The sequence below is a fragment of the Streptomyces sp. NBC_00102 genome, from assembly GCF_026343115.1.
Classification (GTDB): domain Bacteria; phylum Actinomycetota; class Actinomycetes; order Streptomycetales; family Streptomycetaceae; genus Streptomyces.
On sequence record NZ_JAPEMC010000001.1, the window covers coordinates 4,027,503 to 4,046,648 of the forward strand.

A 19,146-nucleotide genomic window follows, 5' to 3' on the forward strand; every position below is an offset into this window, starting at 1 on the left:
TACGTCACGCGCGCGCGACCCGTACAAAAGATTTGTACGGGTGCGCGCACTGCATCACTGTAGTCACTGAGGGTGACTCTTGACCGGTGAATGAATCAAAAGGGACCACCCCTCACCTCGCGCCTCCCGCTCTCCCCGTGCGCCCCAGGCCCGCCGTCGCTGTCCGTGAGCTGCTCTTCTGGCGGCGACGCGATTCGGTCGCTGCGGTGAGGGAGTTCGTGCGGCGGGCCGCGCAGGAGTGGGGGCTCGGTGAGCGGGTGGGCGATGTCGTGCTGTGCGCGAGCGAGTTGGCGACCAACGCGGTGCTGCACGGGGTGCCGGCCGGGCGGGGGTATCTCGTACGGGTCGAGAGGCTGGGCGGGGCGGCCGGGCTGCGGATCGAGGTCCACGACAGCGGCGACGGCCGGGAGTCGGTACGGGCCGCTGCCGGGGAACCGGCGCCGACCGAGGACGAGCCGGGTGAGGAGTCGGGGCGCGGGCTGATCATCGTCGACGCGCTCGCCGATCGCTGGGGTGCGGCGGTAAGGAACCCCGGCAAGATCGTCTGGTGCGAGTTCGCGGAGGGTGTTCCCCGCCGGTGAGAGCTCGTGCCTACGGCCCGATACGGGTCGGTGGGTGCCGGCTCGCGCCCGGCACCCGCCGCCCCGGCCCCGGGCGGTGTCCAGAGACTCACGACCGGATGGAGGGCGCGGGCTCTCAGAACGAAGTGGCGGTCTCGAAGTCGGACTGCCAGTACGTGACCACGGCGGAGCTATCGATCCAGACCGACTTGCTGAGCGGAACGGTCACCTGTCCGTCGTTGAAGCCGCCCAGGTTGTCCTGGAAGCTCACCCGCAGCGCCTTCACGTCGAAGCCGCCCTCGCCGCTGCCGTCCGCCGCCGAGGTGCGTACGGAGGCGTAGGCGGACTGGCCGGGCTCCAGGGCGATGACCGACTGCGGCACGCTGTTGTGGTCGTACGCCATGACCGCCTGGGCGCCCTCGTAGCCGATGCCCGGGTAGCCGACCGCGTTGCAGGTAGTCGAGCCGGTGTTGGTCACCGTCAGCAGCACGTGGTTGATCGGGCGGCTCAGGATGCTGCCCTTCACCTTGCTGTTCGTACCGTCGCAGCTCGGGTAGTTCGGAGTGTCGTCGTCGCTGTCGGAGGAGCCTCCGGACGAGCCGTTCGACGAGTTGCCGGAACCCTGGGAGGTGCCCGAGGACGACGTGCCCGAGCCGGAAGCGGAACCCGAGGACTTGGAGCCGGAGGAACCCGAGGAGCCGGAGGAGCCCGAGGACTTCCCCTGCGTGGAGGTCTTGCCGTCGGTCGCGGCGGCGTCGGTGGCGAGGGGGGCCGGCGAGGCTGCGGAGTCGGCGTCCGCCTGGGACGAGGCGACGGCCCGGTCGATCGTGGCCCGGTCCTCGTCGCTGCAGGCCGTCAGGGAGAGCGCGCCGATCAGGGCGGCGACACCGAAGACGGAGGTACGGGTGATGCGGCGGGTGCGGAGCTGACGCATGGTGGATTTCCTCTTTCTGAGAATCACGTGGTGGAAGAGCGGCGCCGGTTGGGCGTCCTGACGGCGAACCGGTGTACTGGACAATGACGTGGGTGTCAGTGCCGCAGGAGTGCGAGGGCCGCCGCGGAGACGGTGATCAGTGCTCCTGCGAACACGGTTCCGATGAGGGCTGCGAGGCCGGATCCGGGCATGACGACTCCGTGTGTGAGGTGGGTGGGTTCGTGCCGTTCGCGGTCGGCGACCCGGCATGGCCACATGCTGTCCGGGTCCTCATCCCAGCGGCAATGGATCTCGGCCTACATGGGACGCCGGAACGCTGGAATGGCCTCTGACCTGCGGGTATGTGAGGTCCCTGGAACGCTCTTCCGGGACGGGAACGAGGGGGGAACTGTCGGGTGGGCACGGAAATCCAGGACTTCGCCGCAGCGCTGGTCGCGCTGAAGGAGCGGTCCGGCATGAGTTACGGGACGCTGGCCAAGCGGCTGCACATGAGCACGTCCACGGTGCACCGCTACTGCAACGGCGACGCCGTCCCGCCCGAGTTCGCACCCGTCGAGCGGATGGCGAGGCTCTGCCGGGCGACGCCCGACGAGATGGTCGAGCTGCACCGGCAGTGGATTCTGGCGGACCAGGCGAAGAAGCAGGGCGGAGCGCGGAGGGAACAAGCGCCGTCACCCGTCCCCGCTGCTCCCGCTGCCGCGCCTTCCTGGGCCCGGCCCGCCGAGGCGGAAGCGGAATCTGCCGAGGACGGTCAAACGGAGCAGGAAACGGAGGCGGGACCGAAAGCGTCCTCGGACGCGGCTCCGATCGTGAGTCCGGCCCCGGCCCCCGCCCCGATCCCGGCCCCGACTTCGATCCCGGCCCCCGCGCCGCTCCCGGCCGCATCCGAAGCCGAGGGACCGCTGGTGACGGGGCGGCAGGACAAGGCGGGCGGGCCCCGCCGTCCGCGGTCCCGGCGCACGCGCGTCCTGCTGGCCGCCGCCGTCGTGGTCGCGCTCAGCGTGCCGTCCGCGATCGTCGCCCGTAACCTCGCGGGCGGCTCCGACGACGGCCGGAACGCCGACGCCACCGGAGCCACCGCGACCGCCGTACGGAACGCCTCGCCGACCCCGTCCCGCAAGCCGTCCACCAAGCCCTCGGCGAGCGCCTCGGCCTCCGCGTCGCCGTCTCCTTCGGCGACCGCGTCGGACGGTCCGGACGCCACGGCGTCCCCGGCGAAGAAGGGGACGGTGTCGTCGGACGAGGTGCCGCTGCGCGCCACCATCACCTCGTACAACTGGGACGCGCCCTGCGGGCAGTACACCCTGCTGGACGACGATCCGTCCGACGTACCGCCGCCACCGCCCCCGCAGAGCAGCCGGGGCTGGGCGAAGGCGCTGGGCGGGGTGGACGGCGGATCTCAGCTGCTGGAGGTGACGCTCCAGGGCTCCTCGTCCGAAGCGGTCGTCGTCAGCGCCCTGCACGTCCGGGTGGTGACGCGGAAGGCGCCGCTCGCCTGGAACTCCTTCTCGATGGCCGAAGGATGCGGCAGCAGCATTTTCCCGCAGAGTTTCGACATCGACCTCGACGACGCCCAGCCGAGGACGAAGCCGGTAGCCGGGAAGCAGGGGGACGAGGTCGTGCCCGCGCAGGACTTCCCGTTCCGTACGAGCTCCACCGACGTCCAGGTCCTCAACCTCGACGCCCATGTGGAGGGGCACGACGTGTCCTACTACCTGGAGCTCGACTGGACCAGCGGGGACCGCAGCGGCACCCTGCGCGTGGACGACCACGGCGAACCGTTCCGTACGAGCAGCGTCAAGGCCCGGCCCGAGTACATCTACTGGCAGGACCGGGCGCAGTGGATGGACAAGGACTACACCGATCCGGCCATGGCCGACGAGGGGGAGTGACCCCGGAATGAACGACCTGTACACGGTCTCCGAGGACGTCGGGATCGCGGCGGCCGGGGCGGAGGCGGGCGCCAGGGTGGTGCGCGCCCTCTACGGCCGGCGGCTCGCCCGCGTCGACAAGGGCGGCGGGGACTTCGCGACCGCCGCCGACCTGGAGGCGGAACGGGCGATCCTCGACACCCTTCGCGCCGCCCGGCCCGACGACGCGGTGCTCGGCGAGGAGGGCGGGCAGCAGGGCGCGGCCGACGCGGCACGCCAGTGGCTGGTGGACCCCCTGTGCGGCACGCTGAACTACGCCGCCGGGACCCTGGTGGTGGCCGTCAACGTGGTCCTGCTGGACGGGGATTCGGGCGGCGGGGCGGCCGCGGTGGCGGACCCCTTCGGCGAGGAGGTCTTCCTGACCGACGGCCGGAGCGCCTGGGTGCGCCGCGAGGGGACCGACGCGCCCCTGGAACCCTCCTCGGCCACCCGTCTGGTGGACGTCAACCTCGATCCGCCGTTCCCGAGTGCCCCCGGATTCCGGGCGGTGGACCTGCTGGCCCACCCCGGGTTCGGCGAGCGGTTCCGGCCCCGGGTGGTGTCCTCGACGCTCGCGGTGGCCTGGGTCGCGGCGGGCAAGCGTGCCGCGTACGTCACCGACGGCGGGGACCTCTCGGGCAGCGTGCACTTCGCCGCCGGAATCGCCCTCTGCCGGGCGGCCGGCTGCGTCGTCACCGACCTCGACGGCGCCCCGCTCGGCCCGGCGGCCCGAGGGCTCGTGGTGGCCGCCGACGCCGAGACGCACGGGCTGCTGATCGGGATGATCGGAGGCAGAGAGCGTCGGCCGCGTCCCTCCTGGCCGACCGCGTCCAACCCCTTGAGCGGAGCCGGATCGAATGACGGATGAAGTCGCCGCCTACCACTACCTCTGGGACGGCTCCGAAGATGGCTGGGTCGTCCTCCGCACCCGGGTCGCGCTGGGCACCATCTTCAACACGCGGGAACGCGTCGCCCTCGTCATCGAGGACGACGCCGTGTACGCGCGGGTGATCCAACTCATGAGCACGCACGGGCGCCCGTTCCTGGACACCATCCCGCCGGAATAGGGCCATGTGGCCCGCCTCGGGCGCAGACCCGGGCCGCGACTCCGCTCCCCGGTCGTCCTGTCGGCTACCCGGTCGTCGCGTCCGCTTCCCGGAAGGTGACGACCGCCTCGCCGTTCTCCCGCGCCCACGCGGTGAGCATCCTGATGGGCTCCTCCAGGGTCCGCCCGAGCTCGGTCAGGCTGTACTCCACGCGTGGCGGGGCCTCGGCGTACGCGTGCCGCTCGACGAGCCCGTTGGCCTGGAGGCGGCGCAGCGTCTGGGTCAGCACCTTGCGTGAGATTCCGCCGCTCAGTTCGACCAACTCGCCGTGGCGCAACGGGCCGTCGGTCAGAGCGAAGAGCGTGACCATCGACCACTTGCTTGCGATGATCTCCATGGCGAGGAGAGCGGGACAGTCGGCGAGGAAGATGTTTCCGGGTCGCAGGCTCACGTCCCGAAGGGTACCTGGAGGTACCTGACGGCTGCCTATCGTCGGTGAGGTGCGCACGCCTCCTGCCCGCCTCCCGCATGATCGAGGTATCCCGTGTTCCTCTCCCTCGTCGTCACAACTTCCCTCATGGCAGCCGTACTCCTGACCTCGGCCGGCGCCAAGTTGCTGCGGACGCGCCACATCACCGAGCAGATGACCACCCTCGGAGTGCCGCAGGGCCTGATGCCGCTCCTGATCACCGCCCAGATCGCGGGCGCGGCCGGGGCGCTCGCCGGGCTCCGGTGGGGCCCCCTCGCCATAGCCGCCGAGATCGGTCTGACGCTCTACTTCGCCGGGGCCGTCGCCTTCCACCTGCGTGTCCGCGACCACAAGGGCGCGCTACCGGCAGCGGTCCTCACCGTGGCCGCCGTCGCCCTGATCGTGCTGCGCGCCGCCACCCTCTGACCCGCCGCCCGCAGGAGTGCCCCGCCCCATCCCGGGCATCCGGAACGACGGCCGTCCCCGTCCCCCGGCCCCCGGTACCCGCCGGGGCGTCGGGACGCCGCTCGCGAACACCGGAGGGTGATCCATGACCAGCAGTACGCTCGACGCCGCGCCCTCCGGCAGCGGCGTTACCCGGGAAAGCGGGCAGAGCATCGACCCCGAGCTCTCCGCCGAGCGGGTCCAGCGACTCAGACGCCGGCTGGAACGGCTCATCGGGATCGCCGCGACCGAGGGGAACGAGCTCCTCCCGCTCCGCAACGGCGACGAGATATTCGGCGCGATGCTCGGGGCGATACGGGCCGCCGAGCACACCGTGGACATGATGACCTTCGTGTACTGGCGTGGGGACATCGCCGCCCGGTTCGCCGAGGCTCTCGCCGAACGCGCGCGGGCCGGGGTCCGGGTGCGGCTGCTGCTCGACGGTTTCGGCAGCCGGCTCATCGAGAAGGACCAGCTGGCGATGATGAGCGACGCGGGCGTGCACGTCGCCTGGTTCCGCAAGCCGCTCTACCTCTCGCCGCTCAAGCAGAACCACCGCTGCCACCGCAAGGTCCTCGTCGTGGACGAGCGCACCGCCTTCACCGGCGGGGTCGGGATAGCCGAGGAGTGGTGCGGCGACGCCCGCAACGAACACGAGTGGCGGGACACCCACGTCCGGCTGCGCGGTCCCGCCGTCGACGGGCTCGCCGCCGCGTTCGCGCAGAACTGGGCCGAGTGCCACGAGGAGTTGTTCGACGCCGACGACCGGTTCGTACCGGGCGCGCCCGAGGGCGACGCGATCGTGCAGGTGGTGCGCGGCTCCGCCAGTTTCGGCTGGCAGGACATGCAGACCCTGATCCGGGTCGTCCTCGAATCCGCCGAGGAGCGCGTCCGCCTCACCACCGCGTACTTCGCGCCCGACGCGTACTTCACCGAGCTGCTCTGCGCCACCGCCCGGCGCGGCGTCGAGGTGGAGATCCTGCTCCCGGGCCCGTACACCGACAAGCGGGTCTGCCAGTTGGCCGGGCAGCGGTTCTACGAGGACCTGACCGCGTGCGGGGTCAAGATCCACCAGTACCGGCCGACGATGATGCACACCAAGACCCTCACCGTGGACCGGGTCGCCGCCCTCATCGGCTCCACCAACTTCAACCGGCGCTCCCTCGACCACGACGAGGAGGTGATGCTCGCCGTGCTGGACCCGGAGTTCACCGCCGTGCTCGACGGCCACTTCGAGCAGGACCGCGCGGCGAGCGACCTGATCGACGGCCGCCGCTGGCGCCGCCGCTCGCTGCTGCAACGGGCCCGCGAGGCGTCGGTGTACCCGATCCGCCGGTTCCTCTGAGCCCCGCTGAACCAGCCGCAGGTGTGGCGCGGTCCGCTCGGGGCAGACGGAAGGCCCCACCCGCCGTACGGCCTTGGGGGCGTCACCCGCCCCGCCCCCGGGCCGTACGTCACCTGAAGGGAGTGGCCCATGAGCGCGTTCGCCGACACTTCACGGGAAACGACGGCGGCGGTGATCACCGAACCCCTGCCCGATCTCCAGCTCCAGCTGCTGATCCAGCTCCTCGACCGCGAACTCCGCTCCAGCCTGCCGCTGACCCTCACCGTCGCCGGAGGCGTACTCCACGGGGACGTCATCGGGCACGAGGAGTGGAAGGCCGAGTGGGCGCGGAGCCTGCGCCAGGTGGAGGGCGAGGGGGCGAACCTGCTCGCCGAGTTCCCCGAGACGGTCGACCAGGGGCTGAGCGAGTTCGGCGCCGACGAGGACCCGGGGCTGCCGCGCTGGATCCACCTGCGGGACGTCACCCTCAGCGTCGGCGGGGTGAGCCCGGTGCTTCTCCCCCTCTGGCGCGGCCGGCTCTCCGACGTGTCGGGATGGGCGCTGGGGCGGCCGCAGTAAGGGCATCCGCGGCGCATCCATCCACGCCGAAGGCCCGGCGGATCAGGTGATCCACCGGGCCCTCGTACGTCAGGCGCGTGCCACCGTCACAGGCGCTCGGGCGTCCGGATGCCCAGCAGCTCCATACCGGTGTGCAGGGTTCGGGCGGTCAGCTCCACGAGGAAGAGCCGGTTCTCGACGACCTCGGGGGCGTTGTCGTCGCTGAGCACCTGGCACTGGTCGTAGAAGGTCGTCAGGTGCGACGCCAGCTGGTAGAGGTACGCGGCCAGCTTGTGCGGCTCGTACCCCGCGGCGACCTCGTCCAGCGTCTCGCCGAACCGGTCCAGGTGCAGACCGAGCGCGCGCTCCGCCGGGGCCAGCTCCAGCTCCGGGTGGGCGACGGGCTTCGCGTCCCCGGCCTTGCGCAGGATCGACCGGATACGGGCGTAGGCGTACTGGAGGTAGACCGAGGTGTCGCCGTTGAGCGAGACCATCTGGTCCAGGTCGAACTTGTAGTCGCGCACGGCGGACGTGGACAGGTCGGCGTACTTCACCGCGCCGATGCCGACGTACCGGCCGTTCTCGACGATCTCCTCCTCGGACAGGCCCACCTTCCCGGCCTTCTCCCGCACCACGGCCGTCGCCCGGGAGACCGCCTCGTCGAGGAGGTCCTCCAGCCGGACCGTGACACCCTCACGGGTCTTGAACGGCTTGCCGTCCTTGCCGAGGACCGTGCCGAAGGCCAGCTGGTGCGCGGTGACGTCCTCGCCCAGCCAGCCGGCCCGGCGAGCGGTCTCGAAGACCATCTTGAAGTGCAGCGACTGCCGGGCGTCGACCACGTAGAGCAGGGTGTTCGCCTTGAGGTTCTGCACCCGGTCGCGGATCGCGGAGAGGTCGGTCGCCGCGTAGCCGTAGCCGCCGTTCGTCTTCTTGACGATCAGCGGGACCTGGTTGCCGTCCGGGCCCTTCACGTCCTCGAAGAAGACGCACAGCGCACCCTCGGAGCGCACGGCGACGCCGGTCTCCTCCAGGATGCGGCAGGTCTCCTCCAGCATGTCGTTGTACCCCGACTCGCCGACGATGTCCGGGTCGGAGATCTCCATGTCGAGCTTGTCGAAGACCGAGTAGAAGTAGACCTTCGACTCGTCCACGAACCGCTGCCACATGGCGAGCGTCTCCGGGTCCCCGGCCTGGAGCGCGACCACCCGGTCCCGGGCGCGGGCCTTGAACTCCTCGTCGGAGTCGAAGAGCGCGCGGGACGCCTTGTAGAGCCGGTTCAGGGAGGACATCGCGGCCTCGCCCGCCGACTCGGCGTCGGTGTCCGCAGTGTCGTGGCCCAGCTGGTCCGGGTGCTCGACGAGGTACTGGATGAGCATGCCGAACTGGGTGCCCCAGTCGCCGATGTGGTGGCGCCGGACCACGGACTCGCCGGTGAACTCCAGGATGCGCACCATCGCGTCACCGATGACCGCCGACCGCAGGTGGCCGACGTGCATCTCCTTGGCGACGTTCGGCTGGGCGTAGTCGATGACCGTCGTACCGGCGTCCGCCGAGGACGCCACACCGAGCCGGCCCTCCGCGTCGGCGGCCCGCTCGGCCAGCGTCCGCAGGATCGCCTCGTCGGTGAGGGTGATGTTGAGGAAGCCGGGGCCGGAGACCTCGATCTCCTTGATCAGGTCACCCGCCGGAATCGCGGCGGTGACCTGCGACGCCAGCTCGCGGGGGTTGCCCTTGAGCTTCTTGGCCAGCGCGAGGATGCCGTTGGCCTGGAAGTCGGCCCGGTCGCTTCGTCGCAGCAGCGGGTCGGCGGCGCCGGCGTCGGGCAGGGCTGCCGTCAGGGCGTCCGCCAGCTGCTGCTGGAGCGTGGAAGCGAGGGAAGGGACCGAGGCCATGTGCCGGCTGCCGTTTCCGTAGGGGGTAATGGGTTTCCCCAAGTATCCCACGGGCGGTGAGCGCGTTCGCAAGCCATTTGAGCGGGCTCGCAAAGTCATTTTCGCGCTCCGCCGTGTACCTGGGAGAATGGCAGGGCCCCCGAAAGATTCCTGTACGAGAGAAGGGCGTGCCGACCGTGGCCGAGAGTCAGACAAGCACCGAGACCGACTGGGTCTCCCGCTTCGCGGACGATGTCATCGCCGAATCGGAGCGTCGTGCGCCTGGCAAACCGGTCGTCGTCGCGTCCGGCCTGTCCCCGTCCGGCCCGATCCACCTCGGCAACCTCCGCGAGGTCATGACCCCGCACCTGGTCGCCGACGAGATCCGCCGCCGCGGGTACGAGGTCCGCCACCTGATCTCGTGGGACGACTACGACCGGTACCGCAAGGTCCCGAACGGCGTTCCCGGCATCGACGCGTCCTGGGCCGAGCACATCGGCAAGCCGCTGACCTCGGTGCCCGCCCCGGCCGGGTCCGCGTACCCGAACTGGGCCGAGCACTTCAAGGCCGCCATGACCGAGGCGCTGGACGAGCTGGGCGTCGAGTACGACCCCATCAGCCAGACCGAGCAGTACACCGCCGGGGCCTACCGCGAGCAGATCCTGCACGCGATGAAGCACCGCGCGGACATCGACGCCGTCCTCGACCGCTACCGGACGAAGAAGGACCCGGCCGCCGCGGGCAAGGGCAAGCAGCAGCAGAAGAAGGTCGACGAGGCCGAGCTGGAGGCCGCCGAGGGCTCCGGCGCGGCCGACGAGGACGACGGCGGCAGCTCCGCCGGGTACTTCCCGTACAAGCCGTACTGCGGCAACTGCGGCAAGGACCTCACCGTCGTCACCTCCTACGACGACGACAGCACCGAGCTGAACTACACCTGCTCGGAGTGCGGCTTCGCCGAGACCGTGCGGCTCAACGAGTTCAACCGCGGCAAGCTGGTCTGGAAGGTCGACTGGCCGATGCGCTGGGCGTACGAGGGCGTGATCTTCGAGCCCAGCGGCGTGGACCACTCCTCGCCGGGCTCGTCGTTCGTCGTCGGCGGCCAGATCGTCCGCGAGGTCTTCGACGGCGTCCAGCCGATCGGCCCGATGTACGCCTTCGTCGGCATCTCCGGCATGGCGAAGATGTCCTCCTCCAAGGGCGGGGTGCCCACCCCGGGCGACGCCCTGAAGATCATGGAGGCGCCCCTGCTGCGCTGGCTGTACGCCCGCCGTCGGCCCAACCAGTCCTTCAAGATCGCCTTCGACCAGGAGATCAACCGGCTCTACGACGAGTGGGACTCCCTGGAGCGCAAGGTCGCCGACGGCACCGCGCTGCCGGCCGACCTCGCCGCCCACGGGCGTGCCGTCCGCACGGCCGCCGGTGAGCTGCCGAGCACCCCGCGCCCGCTGCCGTACCGCACGCTGGCCTCCGTCGCCGACATCACCGCCGGCGCCGACGACCAGACGCTGCGCATCCTCAGCGAGCTCGACCCGGAGAACCCGCTCACCTCGCTCGACGCCGTACGCCCCCGCCTCGACCGCGCCGAGAACTGGATCACCACCCAGGTCCCGGCCGAGGCCCGCACGATCGTGCGCGGCGAGCCGGACGCGGAGCTCCTCGGCTCGCTCGACGACCAGGGGCGCGAGTCGCTGCGCCTGCTGGTGGAGGGCCTCGACAGCCACTGGTCGCTGGACGGGCTCACCACCCTCGTCTACGGCGTGCCGAAGGTGCTGGCCGGACTCGAGCCCGACGCCAAGCCGACGCCCGAACTCAAGGTGGCCCAGCGGTCGTTCTTCGCGCTGCTCTACCGTCTGCTGGTCAGCCGGGACACCGGCCCGCGCCTGCCCACCCTGCTCCTCGCCGTCGGCGCGGACCGGGTGCGGGCGCTGCTGGGGGCGTAAACACCCGCGCCACGCACGACACGAGGGGCCGCCACCCGGGACGATCCGGGCGGCGGCCCCTTCGCGTGCGCGCTCCCCGGCGATACCTGGGTGCGCTGGATACCTGTGCGCGCTTCCCGTTGACACGGTGATCACTTCGGGCGTTCGCTGGGGAGCGGAGGGGCCGCGCACGCCGGTGCGGCGCCCGGGACGAGGGTTTCCATGGGACAGGCGTGGCAGTCGTGGTTCGTGCTGACAGGCGGCGTGGTGGTCGCGACGATGGGCGTCCCGCACTTGACCGGCCGGAAGACGGCCGGTTTCCGGCGTCCCCGGGTGGGAGGCTGGGCATGTTCGACGGGGGGTGCGGGTCTGGTCTTCGGTGCGCTGCTGGACCTCGTCGGGGTGGGCGGCTTCGCGCTGCTGGTCCCGTTCTGTCTCGTCTTCCTGGCGCTGGTGCTCCTCCTCTGCGGCGGACCGGTCGCCAGGTCCTCCCGGCACCGGGCGTGACGGAGCGGAACACGACGGCCGCGGGCCCCGCGCTCGGTGCGCGGGGCCCGCTTCTCGTACTCGGTGCTTCCGGTGCTCGGTGCTTCCCGCTCAGGCGATGTGGTCGGCCGCGAGCTCGGCGTCGTAGCGCTGCTTGAACTCCGGCATCAGGCGGCGCAACAGGGCGGCGCTGCGCGGGTGGTGGACGTTCTGGCCGTCGGCGAGGTGGATGGCGAGGACGTCGATGCTGGGGTAGCCGCTGTTCGTCGAGACGAACGTACGGAAGACCTGGTACGCGATCTCGGCGTACTCCGCGTCTTCGGCGGTCTCCGGTTCGGCCGACGCGGCCCGCTCGGCCCGCTCGGCCTCCCGTACGGTCTCCTCGGCCTCCTGGACGGCCTCCCGCGCGTCCTCGTCGGCGTCGGCCTGCTGCTGGGCGCCGCGCTGCTGCGGGACGGCGCCGATGGTGCCCACGTTGCCGAGCGAGCGGGTACGGCCGCCGGGGCCCAGGGGCACCTGGGCGGGCGTGCGCTCGACGTCCTCGTAGTCGGGGTCGTAGCCGCCCTGGTACTCCTGGTCCGACGGCGGCTTCGCGAACCACGGGCTGCCCTGCGCCTCCGGGTCGGGGTCCACCGGAACCCAGTCGCCGCGCTCCTGCTGGACGGTGTCCTGCGGGTACGGCCCCTGCGGGTACGGGTCCTGGGGGTACACGTCCGGCGGCACGTCGTCCTGGACGTAACCGCCCTGGACGTACCCGCCCCGGGCGCCGTCGTTCCGCTGCTGCGGCAGGGCCGCGCGCGGCGGGAGGTCCCGCTGCTGCGGGTGGGGCGCCCCGTCCTGCCGGCGCTCGGTGCCCTGCGCGTGCTCCGTGAAGTCACCGGGGGCGAGTTCGGGCTTCGGCGCGGGCGGCAGCAGCACCGGTTCGATCCCGGCCGCGGCGAGGCCCGCCGGGGCGGTCTCGGCGAGCGGTACGCCGTACTTGGCGAGCCGCAGCGGCATCAGCGCCTCGATCGGGGCCTTGCGCCGCCAGCCGCGGCCGAAACGGGCCTGCAGCCGGGCCTGGTAGATCAGCCGGTCCTGTTCGAGCTTGATGACCTGTTCGTAACTGCGCAGCTCCCAGAGCTTCATGCGCCGCCACAGCTTGAACGTGGGCACCGGGGAGAGCAGCCAGCGCGTGAGGCGCACGCCCTCCATGTGCTTGTCGGCGGTGATGTCGGCGATCCGGCCCACCGCGTGGCGGGCGGCCTCGACGGCGACGACGAAGAGGATCGGGATCACCGCGTGCATGCCGGTGCCGAGCGGGTCGGGCCAGGCGGCCGCGCCGTTGAACGCGATGGTCGCCGCGGTCAGCAGCCAAGCCGTCTGACGCAGCAGCGGGAACGGGATGCGCAGCCACGTCAGCAGCAGGTCCAGCGCCAGCAGGACGCAGATGCCCGCGTCGATGCCGATCGGGAACACCAGGGAGAAGTTCCCGAACCCCTTCTCCAGGGCCAGTTCGCGCACGGCTGCGTACGAGCCCGCGAAACCGATCGCGGCGATGATCGCCGCTCCGGCGACGACGAGCCCGATGAGTACTCGGTGCGTGCGTGTGAGCTGCATCGCGGCCACCCGCGATCCCCTCCCCGACCTCTGTTCTCCGCCCGGCTTCCGACATCCGGCGGTGCCCAGCCTGGCACACGCGTACGAGGCGTGATGCGCGGGGAGGCCGGGAGGGCCGTGCGCGGGGGCGTCCCGGGGGAGTCCCGGATTCCGCAAAGGGGGCTCTGGGCTGGGACGTTGGCCCGGGGGCGATTTTCGGTCACGACTTGGGAGCGGCCGAGGGGATCGGTTCCGTGCGGACCTACGCTGTGGTCGCGACAGGGCGCCCATGGCCCTCTCGGTCCCTACGAGCAGCCCTGGTGATGACCCATGAACTCGGACGTCGTCTCCGTACGCCCCCGTGCCCTCCGCGCGACGGCCCTCGCCGGCCTCTTCCTCGTGCCTGCCGCCTTCAGGGCGTTCGTGAACGGCGGGGTGCTCGAACGGTGGATTTTCGTCGGTGGGGCAGTGATGCTCCTGGCCGTCTTCGTGTCCGTCCGCTTCGGATTCGGCGTCACCGTCACCCCCGATACCGTCACCGTGCGACAGCCTCTGCGGACCGTCTCCTTCAATCTCGACAGGCTGCGCTCGGTGTCCGGCCGTATTCCCGGGTCCGGCAGGAAGCCCGGCGTGGAGTCGCTGACGTTCGAGGGCGCCGACGGGACCCGCACCTCGCTGGGCATGACGTTCTTCTCGTGTCCCGACCGCGTGCGGCTGCTGGCCGTCCTCACGGAGCGCACGGCGCCGGACGTGGTGCGGTGGGACGCGCCGATGCGCGCCATGCTCGCCGGAGGGCGCCCGGACACGCCTCCGGGGTCCGGCTCCCAGGAAGCAGCCGGACCCCGGAGCGGGGCCTGAGGAGTCTCCTGACCTGACGGAGACCCCTTCGGGCGTCAGGACTTCGTCGTGGCCTTGGGCGTCGCCTTGGCGGTCGCGCCGGAGTCGGAGTCCGTGGTGCCCTCGTCGTCCGAGCCGGCGCTCTCGCTGCTGCTGGTCTTCGGGCTGTCGCTCGCGGCGGCGCTCTTGCTGCTGCTCGTCTTCGGGCTGGCGCTGGTGGTGGCGCTCGGGCTCGCCGACCCGGAATCGGTGCTGCCGCCCGTACCGCCGCCGACGGCCGCCACGACCTCCTTGGCCGCGGTCTGCGCGCCGGCCGTGATGTCCGCGACGGACGGGGCCTTGGCGCCCGCGTAGCCGGTGCCGTTGTAGTTCACCGAGACGACGACGTTGGCCGTACGCACGACGATCGTCGCGTAGGAGAAGTCCTCGCTCGTCTTGTTCAGGGTGTACGTGATCGCGGTGGCCTGGTCGCCGATGCCGGAGACGGGCGCGCTCTTGAGCGACTTCGCGCCCTCGGCGGCCTGCGCCTTGGCGACCGACTTGGTGTAGTCGGTGGTCGCGCGGTCCGCGCCGCTGCCGAGCGTCTCCTCGGAGTCGTACCGGACGAGGCCGATGTCCAGCCAGTGGTAGACGGAACCCTTGACGCCCTTGTCGTCCAGGCCGTTCCAGGAGCAGCTGCTCCGGGCGTCCTCGTCGCTGGACTTGCCCAGGGTGCCCGAGGCCTTCTTCGCGGACGGCACGAGCTTCTTGACCGTCTTGGCGGAGACCGCCTTGCACGCATCGGGCAGCCCGGCGAACTTCGCCGGTTCCACGGTGGGGCTCGCGGAGGCGGCGGCGCTCGACGAACCGGAGGCGGTGGAGCCGGAGCCGGCGCTCTTCTCCTTCGCGTCGCCGGAGTCCGACGAGCAGCCGGCGGCGACGAGCATCACCGGGACGGCGGCGCAGAGGAGTATGCGGGACAGGCGCGGGGCTGATCGGTGCATGGTTCCTTCACTCGGACGGGACGGCGATCGCGGTCGTGCGGTCGGGCGGGCGTTCCCGGGGTCGGGCGGTGCGGGTGCGTGTTCCGGAGAGCCACCGTACGACGGACGCGGAATACGCGCGGCCACGCCGGCCGCTCGCGAGGGGGCCCTCGCGGGTCCCCCCGGCGCCCGTGGAGCGGGTCTATTCGTTGATGTTCTCGTCCAGTCCGCGGGCCAGTGCCTGGGCCTTCTCCTGGAGTTCCGCACTCTCCGGCACCTCGGCGGCGTCGGTCGTCTCCTCGGCGTACCGGACGGTGACGACCACGTTCGATGTGCGGAAGACCACGCTGACGGTGCGGTGCTGCGGAGCGGAACCTCCACCTTCGAGTGCATCGTCCAGGAATGCGGCATTTCCGAGGTTCTTCAGTGTCCGCGGCGCGAGGGTCGCGCCGCCGTCACCGTCGCCCCCCGTGTCGTTTCCGGTCGGGTTCAGCGTCGCGGGGGTCGTGGGGGAGGCGGAGCCCTGGGGCGCCACGCCGTCCCCGGCGGACGGGGACGCGGTCGCGGAGGGCGACGCGGAGCCGCCGTCCGAGCCGCTCTCCGGGCCGTCGGCCGGGTCGTCGGCCGAGGGGGAGGGCGCGGGCAGGCCGACCGCCTCCGCCTTCTTGCCGTACACCGTGGCGGCGCTGTCCTCGTCGCTCACCGAGGGGTCGTAGGAGACGACCCGCTCGAAGTCGACCACCAGGGTCCGGGTGGAGTCCGCGGTGCGCGACTGCCAGGTGCAGCCGCCCTTGCGGTCGGTGTCGTACGTGACCGACGCCTTGCCCCCGTACGCGGCCTTCTGCTGGTCCGCCGGGAGATCGGCCAGGCCCGGCAGGAGCTGCTTGAGCGTGCCGGTGCTCACGGACCGACAGGCCTCGGGCAGGGTCTGGTACTTGCCGGGGGGTGCGACCGAGACGGTGGGGCTGCCGGGCTTCGCGTCGGTGGTGGCGTCCTCGGTGCCCGAGCCTCCGGTGCAGCCGGTGACCAGCGCCGCGAGAAGCGCGATGCCGGGAACGTACGCCATGGGTCGCAAGGTCCCAGGCCCCCTTCGGTACGAAAACGGGTTGCCGCGCGAGGGCGGCCGGTGGACACAATGTGTATCGCACGTGCGGCTGTGAATGCCGGTCGGCCGAGATGTTTGCCGACCTTGGCACCGGTTTTGCGTTTTATGTCTTTTGGGCCCTCTCGGGCCGTTTTGCTGTCTGTCCCGTCCGTCTGTCCCGTCGAGGCTCCGAAGGGCTTCCGCGGGGCTTCTGCGGGGCTCTGTCGGACTCCGTCGGGGGAAAACGAGGAATCATGTCGTACGTGGAGATGCCGGGCGCGCAGGTGCCGATCCGGATGTGGACCGACCCCGCGTCGGTCGAGGACGTGGCGATGCAGCAGTTGCGGAACGTCGCGACCCTGCCGTGGATCAAGGGTCTGGCCGTGATGCCCGACGTCCACTTCGGGAAGGGGGCGACGGTCGGCTCGGTGATCGCCATGCACGGCGCGGTCTGCCCCGCCGCCGTCGGCGTGGACATCGGCTGCGGTATGTCCGCGGTGAAGACGTCACTGACCGCCAACGACCTCCCCGGCGACCTCTCCCGGCTGCGCTCCCGCATCGAGGAGGCCATCCCGGTCGGGCGCGGGATGCACGAGGAGCTGGTGGACCCCGCCGCACTGCCCGGAGTCGGAGCAGCGGGCTGGGACGACTTCTGGGGCCGGTTCGGCGGCATCGCGGACGAGGTCAAGTTCCGCCAGCAGCGGGCGGTCCGGCAGATGGGCACGCTCGGCGGCGGCAACCACTTCATCGAGTTCTGCCTCGACGAGGCGGGCTCGGTCTGGCTGATGCTGCACTCCGGCTCGCGCAACATCGGCAACGAACTGGCCGACCACCACATCGGCATCGCCCAGAAGCTCCCGCACAACCAGGACCTGATCGACCGCGACCTCGCGGTCTTCGTCGCGGACACCCCGCAGATGGCCGCCTACCGCAACGACCTGTTCTGGGCGCAGGAGTACGCCAAGTTCAACCGCGCCGTGATGATGGGCCTCTTCCAGGACGTGGTCCGCAAGGAGTTCCGCAAGGCCAAGGTCGCCTTCGACCCGGTCATCTCCTGCCACCACAACTACGTGTCCGAGGAGCGGTACGACGGCATGGACCTGCTGGTCACCCGGAAGGGCGCGATCCGGGCGGGCTCCGGCGAGTACGGGATCATCCCCGGGTCCATGGGCACCGGCTCGTACATCGTGAAGGGCCTCGGCAACGAGAAGTCCTTCAACTCCGCCTCGCACGGCGCCGGCCGGCGGATGAGCCGGATGGCGGCGAAGCGCCGCTTCACCACCAAGGACCTGGAGGAGCAGACACGGGGCGTCGAGTGCCGCAAGGACTCCGGGGTGGTGGACGAGATCCCGGGCGCCTACAAGCCGATCGAGAAGGTCATCGACCAGCAGCGCGACCTGGTGGAGGTCGTCGCCAAGCTGAAGCAGCTGGTCTGCGTCAAGGGCTGAACGCCAGGGGCTGAACGTCAGGAGCTGAACGTCAAGGGCCGAACGCCAGGGGCTGGGACGGGGTGCGCGCCCACGGGCCGGGCCGGTGGGCGCGCAGTCGTTCCTCAGAGCGTGCGGTGCACCTTGCTGTTGGAGGCCTGGGCGCGCGGGCGCACCACGAGCAGGTCGATGTTGACGTGGCTGGGACGCGTCACGGCCCAGCCGACGGTGTCGGCCACGTCCTCGGCGGTGAGCGGGGCGTCGACGCCCGCGTACACCTTCGCCGCCTTCTCCGTGTCGCCCCGGAACCGGTTGGTGGCGAACTCGTCGGTCTTCACCATGCCGGGCGCGATCTCGATGACCCGAACCGGCGTCCCGACGATCTCCAGCCGCAGCGTCTCGGCGAGGACGTGCTCGCCGTGCTTGGCCGCGACATAGCCCGCGCCGCCCTCGTACGTCCCGTGGCCGGCCGTCGACGTCAGCACCACGATCGTGCCGTCGCCGCTCGCGGTGAGGGCCGGCAGCAGGGCCTGGGTGATGTTGAGGGTGCCGACGACGTTCGTCTCGAACATCTGGCGCCAGTCCGCCGGGTCCCCGGTGGCGACCGGGTCCGCGCCGAGCGCCCCGCCCGCGTTGTTCACCAGCACGGCGAGCGACGCGAAGGCGGTGCCGAACTCGTCCACCGCCGCGCGGTCGGTCACGTCCAGGGCGTACGCGGTCGCCTGGTGGCCCGCCGCGTTGATCTCCTCGGCCAGCGCCTCGATCCGGTCCTTGCGGCGGGCGGTGAGCACCACGCGGTAACCCTCGGCGGCGAGCCGGCGGGCGGTCGCGGCACCGATGCCGCTGCTCGCACCGGTGATGACGGCGATGGGGGTGGCGGCCATGACGAACTCCCTCGGACAGGTGACCGGTACCCGGCCAGGATAGGCAGACCCCGCCCGGCGGTCTCAGGCGGCGTCCGGACCGCCGAACTCGCGCACCGCGTCCGCGACCACCGTCTCCAGGTGTCCGTGGTGCGCGCCCCGCCAGTACACCCGCTCGCAGACCGTGCACTGCGCGAACACGTCGTACGCCGCCTGCGTGCCGTGCTCCAGCCGGTCGGCCACCGCCTCCTTGTCGGCCTCCCGCAGCGGCCCGTTGCACGCGGTGCAGCGCGACCACGGAACCAGCACCGGCGCGAAACGCCCCAGCACGTCACGGAGCTGCTCCTCGGGCCGGTCGCTGTAGACGTAGGCCCCCGCCCAGAGCTCCCGCCGCCGCAGCAGCCCGCGGTCCCGTGACAGCATCACCCGCCGCTCGCGCGCGGAGAGCGCCGCCAGCGCGGGGTCCCCGATGTCCTCGCTCTCGTACGCCGCGTCGACCCCGAGCAGCCGCAACCGCCGCGCCAGCGTGCCCAGATGCACGTCGAGCAGGAACCGCAACGGCGCTCCCGGCACCCGCTGCGGACGCTCCACCGCGCGTACGGCCAGGTGCTCCCCGGTACGCGGGACGTGCGACACCGCCACCTCCGCCCCGTCCACCACCAGCGCCCCCGCCTCGGTGAGCGGCACCCCGAGCGACTCCACGACGTGCCCGAGCGTCGACACCCCGTCCGTCGCCAGCGCGGTCACCCCCTGCCGCCGCTCGTGCGCGACGAACAGCCGCAACTCGGGGGCCACTTCGACGGTGATCCGCTGCTTGGTCGCGGGCGGCCTGGACACGGGAGGCTTGGTCACCCGCCCAGGATGTCACCGGGCA

The 19,146-nt window shown here is 71.5% G+C and carries 19 protein-coding genes; 11 read left to right on the forward strand and 8 right to left on the reverse strand.

Translation table 11 applies throughout. The features are described from left to right. Nucleotides 1-170: 170 nt before the first annotated feature. A complete protein-coding gene (locus tag OHA55_RS17970) occupies nucleotides 171-581 on the forward strand; it encodes an ATP-binding protein (protein ID WP_266710765.1) in 411 nt (136 codons plus the stop codon). A gap of 115 nt (nucleotides 582-696) precedes the next feature. On the opposite strand, the gene OHA55_RS17975 is transcribed toward OHA55_RS17970, so the two are convergent. Next, complete coding sequence (locus OHA55_RS17975) at nucleotides 697-1,494, reverse strand: DUF4232 domain-containing protein (RefSeq protein WP_266707511.1); 798 nt, start codon at nucleotides 1,492-1,494, stop codon at nucleotides 697-699. Nucleotides 1,495-1,889: 395 nt separating this feature from the next. On the opposite strand from OHA55_RS17975, the gene OHA55_RS17980 reads away from it, so the two are divergent. Genes OHA55_RS17980 through OHA55_RS17990 form a run of 3 tightly spaced genes read left to right on the forward strand, consistent with a single transcriptional unit; the run spans nucleotide 1,890 to nucleotide 4,471 of the window. Beyond that, nucleotides 1,890-3,386: a helix-turn-helix transcriptional regulator gene (locus tag OHA55_RS17980; RefSeq protein WP_266707513.1), complete on the forward strand. Its 1,497-nt coding sequence runs from the start codon at nucleotides 1,890-1,892 to the stop codon at nucleotides 3,384-3,386. Nucleotides 3,387-3,393: 7 nt separating this feature from the next. Further along, complete coding sequence (locus tag OHA55_RS17985; protein WP_266707515.1) at nucleotides 3,394-4,272, forward strand: inositol monophosphatase family protein; 879 nt, start codon at nucleotides 3,394-3,396, stop codon at nucleotides 4,270-4,272. Next, entirely contained in the window at nucleotides 4,262-4,471 is a 210-nt protein-coding gene (locus tag OHA55_RS17990; protein ID WP_266707517.1) for a hypothetical protein, read from the forward strand. The genes OHA55_RS17985 and OHA55_RS17990 overlap by 11 nt, the downstream gene beginning before the upstream one ends. A gap of 64 nt (nucleotides 4,472-4,535) precedes the next feature. On the opposite strand, the gene OHA55_RS17995 is transcribed toward OHA55_RS17990, so the two are convergent. Next, on the reverse strand, nucleotides 4,536-4,847 hold the full coding sequence (locus OHA55_RS17995; protein WP_266710767.1) for a helix-turn-helix domain-containing protein: 312 nt from the start codon (nucleotides 4,845-4,847) through the stop codon (nucleotides 4,536-4,538). 147 nt (nucleotides 4,848-4,994) lie between these two features. On the opposite strand from OHA55_RS17995, the gene OHA55_RS18000 reads away from it, so the two are divergent. The 3 genes from OHA55_RS18000 (at nucleotide 4,995) to OHA55_RS18010 (ending at nucleotide 7,266) form a co-directional block, all read left to right on the forward strand. Beyond that, complete coding sequence (locus OHA55_RS18000) at nucleotides 4,995-5,345, forward strand: DoxX family protein (protein WP_266707519.1); 351 nt, start codon at nucleotides 4,995-4,997, stop codon at nucleotides 5,343-5,345. A 124-nt stretch (nucleotides 5,346-5,469) separates the two neighbouring features. Further along, nucleotides 5,470-6,708, forward strand: coding sequence for a phosphatidylserine/phosphatidylglycerophosphate/cardiolipin synthase family protein (locus tag OHA55_RS18005; RefSeq protein WP_266707521.1), 1,239 nt, complete (start codon nucleotides 5,470-5,472; stop codon nucleotides 6,706-6,708). Nucleotides 6,709-6,837: 129 nt separating this feature from the next. Beyond that, nucleotides 6,838-7,266: a hypothetical protein gene (locus OHA55_RS18010; protein WP_266707522.1), complete on the forward strand. Its 429-nt coding sequence runs from the start codon at nucleotides 6,838-6,840 to the stop codon at nucleotides 7,264-7,266. An 86-nt stretch (nucleotides 7,267-7,352) separates the two neighbouring features. Here OHA55_RS18010 and argS read toward each other — a convergent pair whose 3' ends face one another. Then, nucleotides 7,353-9,137 (reverse strand): arginine--tRNA ligase, encoded by a 1,785-nt coding sequence (gene argS / locus OHA55_RS18015; RefSeq protein WP_266707523.1) that lies wholly within the window; start codon nucleotides 9,135-9,137, stop codon nucleotides 7,353-7,355. Between the two features lie 167 nt (nucleotides 9,138-9,304). Between argS and lysS the strand changes: the two genes are divergently transcribed. Continuing rightward, on the forward strand, nucleotides 9,305-11,056 hold the full coding sequence (lysS, locus tag OHA55_RS18020) for a lysine--tRNA ligase (RefSeq protein WP_266707524.1): 1,752 nt from the start codon (nucleotides 9,305-9,307) through the stop codon (nucleotides 11,054-11,056). 201 nt (nucleotides 11,057-11,257) lie between these two features. After that, entirely contained in the window at nucleotides 11,258-11,542 is a 285-nt protein-coding gene (locus tag OHA55_RS18025) for a hypothetical protein (RefSeq protein WP_266707526.1), read from the forward strand. Nucleotides 11,543-11,632: 90 nt separating this feature from the next. Here the strand turns inward: OHA55_RS18025 and OHA55_RS18030 are convergent, their stop codons facing one another. Then, nucleotides 11,633-13,120: a DUF2637 domain-containing protein gene (locus OHA55_RS18030; protein WP_266707528.1), complete on the reverse strand. Its 1,488-nt coding sequence runs from the start codon at nucleotides 13,118-13,120 to the stop codon at nucleotides 11,633-11,635. Nucleotides 13,121-13,429: 309 nt separating this feature from the next. On the opposite strand from OHA55_RS18030, the gene OHA55_RS18035 reads away from it, so the two are divergent. Beyond that, on the forward strand, nucleotides 13,430-13,957 hold the full coding sequence (locus OHA55_RS18035) for a hypothetical protein (RefSeq protein ID WP_266707530.1): 528 nt from the start codon (nucleotides 13,430-13,432) through the stop codon (nucleotides 13,955-13,957). Nucleotides 13,958-13,992: 35 nt separating this feature from the next. On the opposite strand, the gene OHA55_RS18040 is transcribed toward OHA55_RS18035, so the two are convergent. Further along, on the reverse strand, nucleotides 13,993-14,919 hold the full coding sequence (locus tag OHA55_RS18040; RefSeq protein WP_266707532.1) for a DUF3558 domain-containing protein: 927 nt from the start codon (nucleotides 14,917-14,919) through the stop codon (nucleotides 13,993-13,995). 181 nt (nucleotides 14,920-15,100) lie between these two features. Then, entirely contained in the window at nucleotides 15,101-15,964 is an 864-nt protein-coding gene (locus OHA55_RS18045) for a DUF3558 domain-containing protein (RefSeq protein ID WP_266707534.1), read from the reverse strand. 272 nt (nucleotides 15,965-16,236) lie between these two features. Between OHA55_RS18045 and OHA55_RS18050 the strand changes: the two genes are divergently transcribed. After that, nucleotides 16,237-17,430 carry an RtcB family protein gene (locus tag OHA55_RS18050; RefSeq protein ID WP_266707536.1) on the forward strand — a complete coding sequence of 398 codons (1,194 nt, stop codon included), beginning with the start codon at nucleotides 16,237-16,239 and terminating at the stop codon, nucleotides 17,428-17,430. Between the two features lie 104 nt (nucleotides 17,431-17,534). Here the strand turns inward: OHA55_RS18050 and OHA55_RS18055 are convergent, their stop codons facing one another. Then, the gene (locus tag OHA55_RS18055) at nucleotides 17,535-18,293 is read right to left on the reverse strand and encodes an SDR family NAD(P)-dependent oxidoreductase (protein WP_266707538.1); all 759 of its coding nucleotides are present in this window, start codon (nucleotides 18,291-18,293) and stop codon (nucleotides 17,535-17,537) included. A gap of 63 nt (nucleotides 18,294-18,356) precedes the next feature. Further along, on the reverse strand, nucleotides 18,357-19,124 hold the full coding sequence (locus tag OHA55_RS18060; protein ID WP_266707540.1) for a Mut7-C RNAse domain-containing protein: 768 nt from the start codon (nucleotides 19,122-19,124) through the stop codon (nucleotides 18,357-18,359). Nucleotides 19,125-19,146 lie beyond the last annotated feature (22 nt).

Coding starts and splice junctions, on each gene's coding strand:
- OHA55_RS17975 (WP_266707511.1), bottom strand. CDS start 1,494: ATGCGTCAGCTCCGCACCCGCCGCATCACCCGTACCTCCGTCTTCGGT.
- OHA55_RS17985 (WP_266707515.1), top strand. CDS start 3,394: ATGAACGACCTGTACACGGTCTCCGAGGACGTCGGGATCGCGGCGGCC.
- OHA55_RS17990 (WP_266707517.1), top strand. CDS start 4,262: ATGACGGATGAAGTCGCCGCCTACCACTACCTCTGGGACGGCTCCGAA.
- OHA55_RS17995 (WP_266710767.1), bottom strand. CDS start 4,847: ATGGAGATCATCGCAAGCAAGTGGTCGATGGTCACGCTCTTCGCTCTG.
- OHA55_RS18005 (WP_266707521.1), top strand. CDS start 5,470: ATGACCAGCAGTACGCTCGACGCCGCGCCCTCCGGCAGCGGCGTTACC.
- OHA55_RS18010 (WP_266707522.1), top strand. CDS start 6,838: ATGAGCGCGTTCGCCGACACTTCACGGGAAACGACGGCGGCGGTGATC.
- argS (WP_266707523.1), bottom strand. CDS start 9,137: ATGGCCTCGGTCCCTTCCCTCGCTTCCACGCTCCAGCAGCAGCTGGCG.
- OHA55_RS18025 (WP_266707526.1), top strand. CDS start 11,258: ATGGGACAGGCGTGGCAGTCGTGGTTCGTGCTGACAGGCGGCGTGGTG.
- OHA55_RS18030 (WP_266707528.1), bottom strand. CDS start 13,120: ATGCAGCTCACACGCACGCACCGAGTACTCATCGGGCTCGTCGTCGCC.
- OHA55_RS18035 (WP_266707530.1), top strand. CDS start 13,430: ATGAACTCGGACGTCGTCTCCGTACGCCCCCGTGCCCTCCGCGCGACG.
- OHA55_RS18040 (WP_266707532.1), bottom strand. CDS start 14,919: ATGCACCGATCAGCCCCGCGCCTGTCCCGCATACTCCTCTGCGCCGCC.
- OHA55_RS18045 (WP_266707534.1), bottom strand. CDS start 15,964: ATGGCGTACGTTCCCGGCATCGCGCTTCTCGCGGCGCTGGTCACCGGC.
- OHA55_RS18050 (WP_266707536.1), top strand. CDS start 16,237: ATGTCGTACGTGGAGATGCCGGGCGCGCAGGTGCCGATCCGGATGTGG.
- OHA55_RS18055 (WP_266707538.1), bottom strand. CDS start 18,293: ATGGCCGCCACCCCCATCGCCGTCATCACCGGTGCGAGCAGCGGCATC.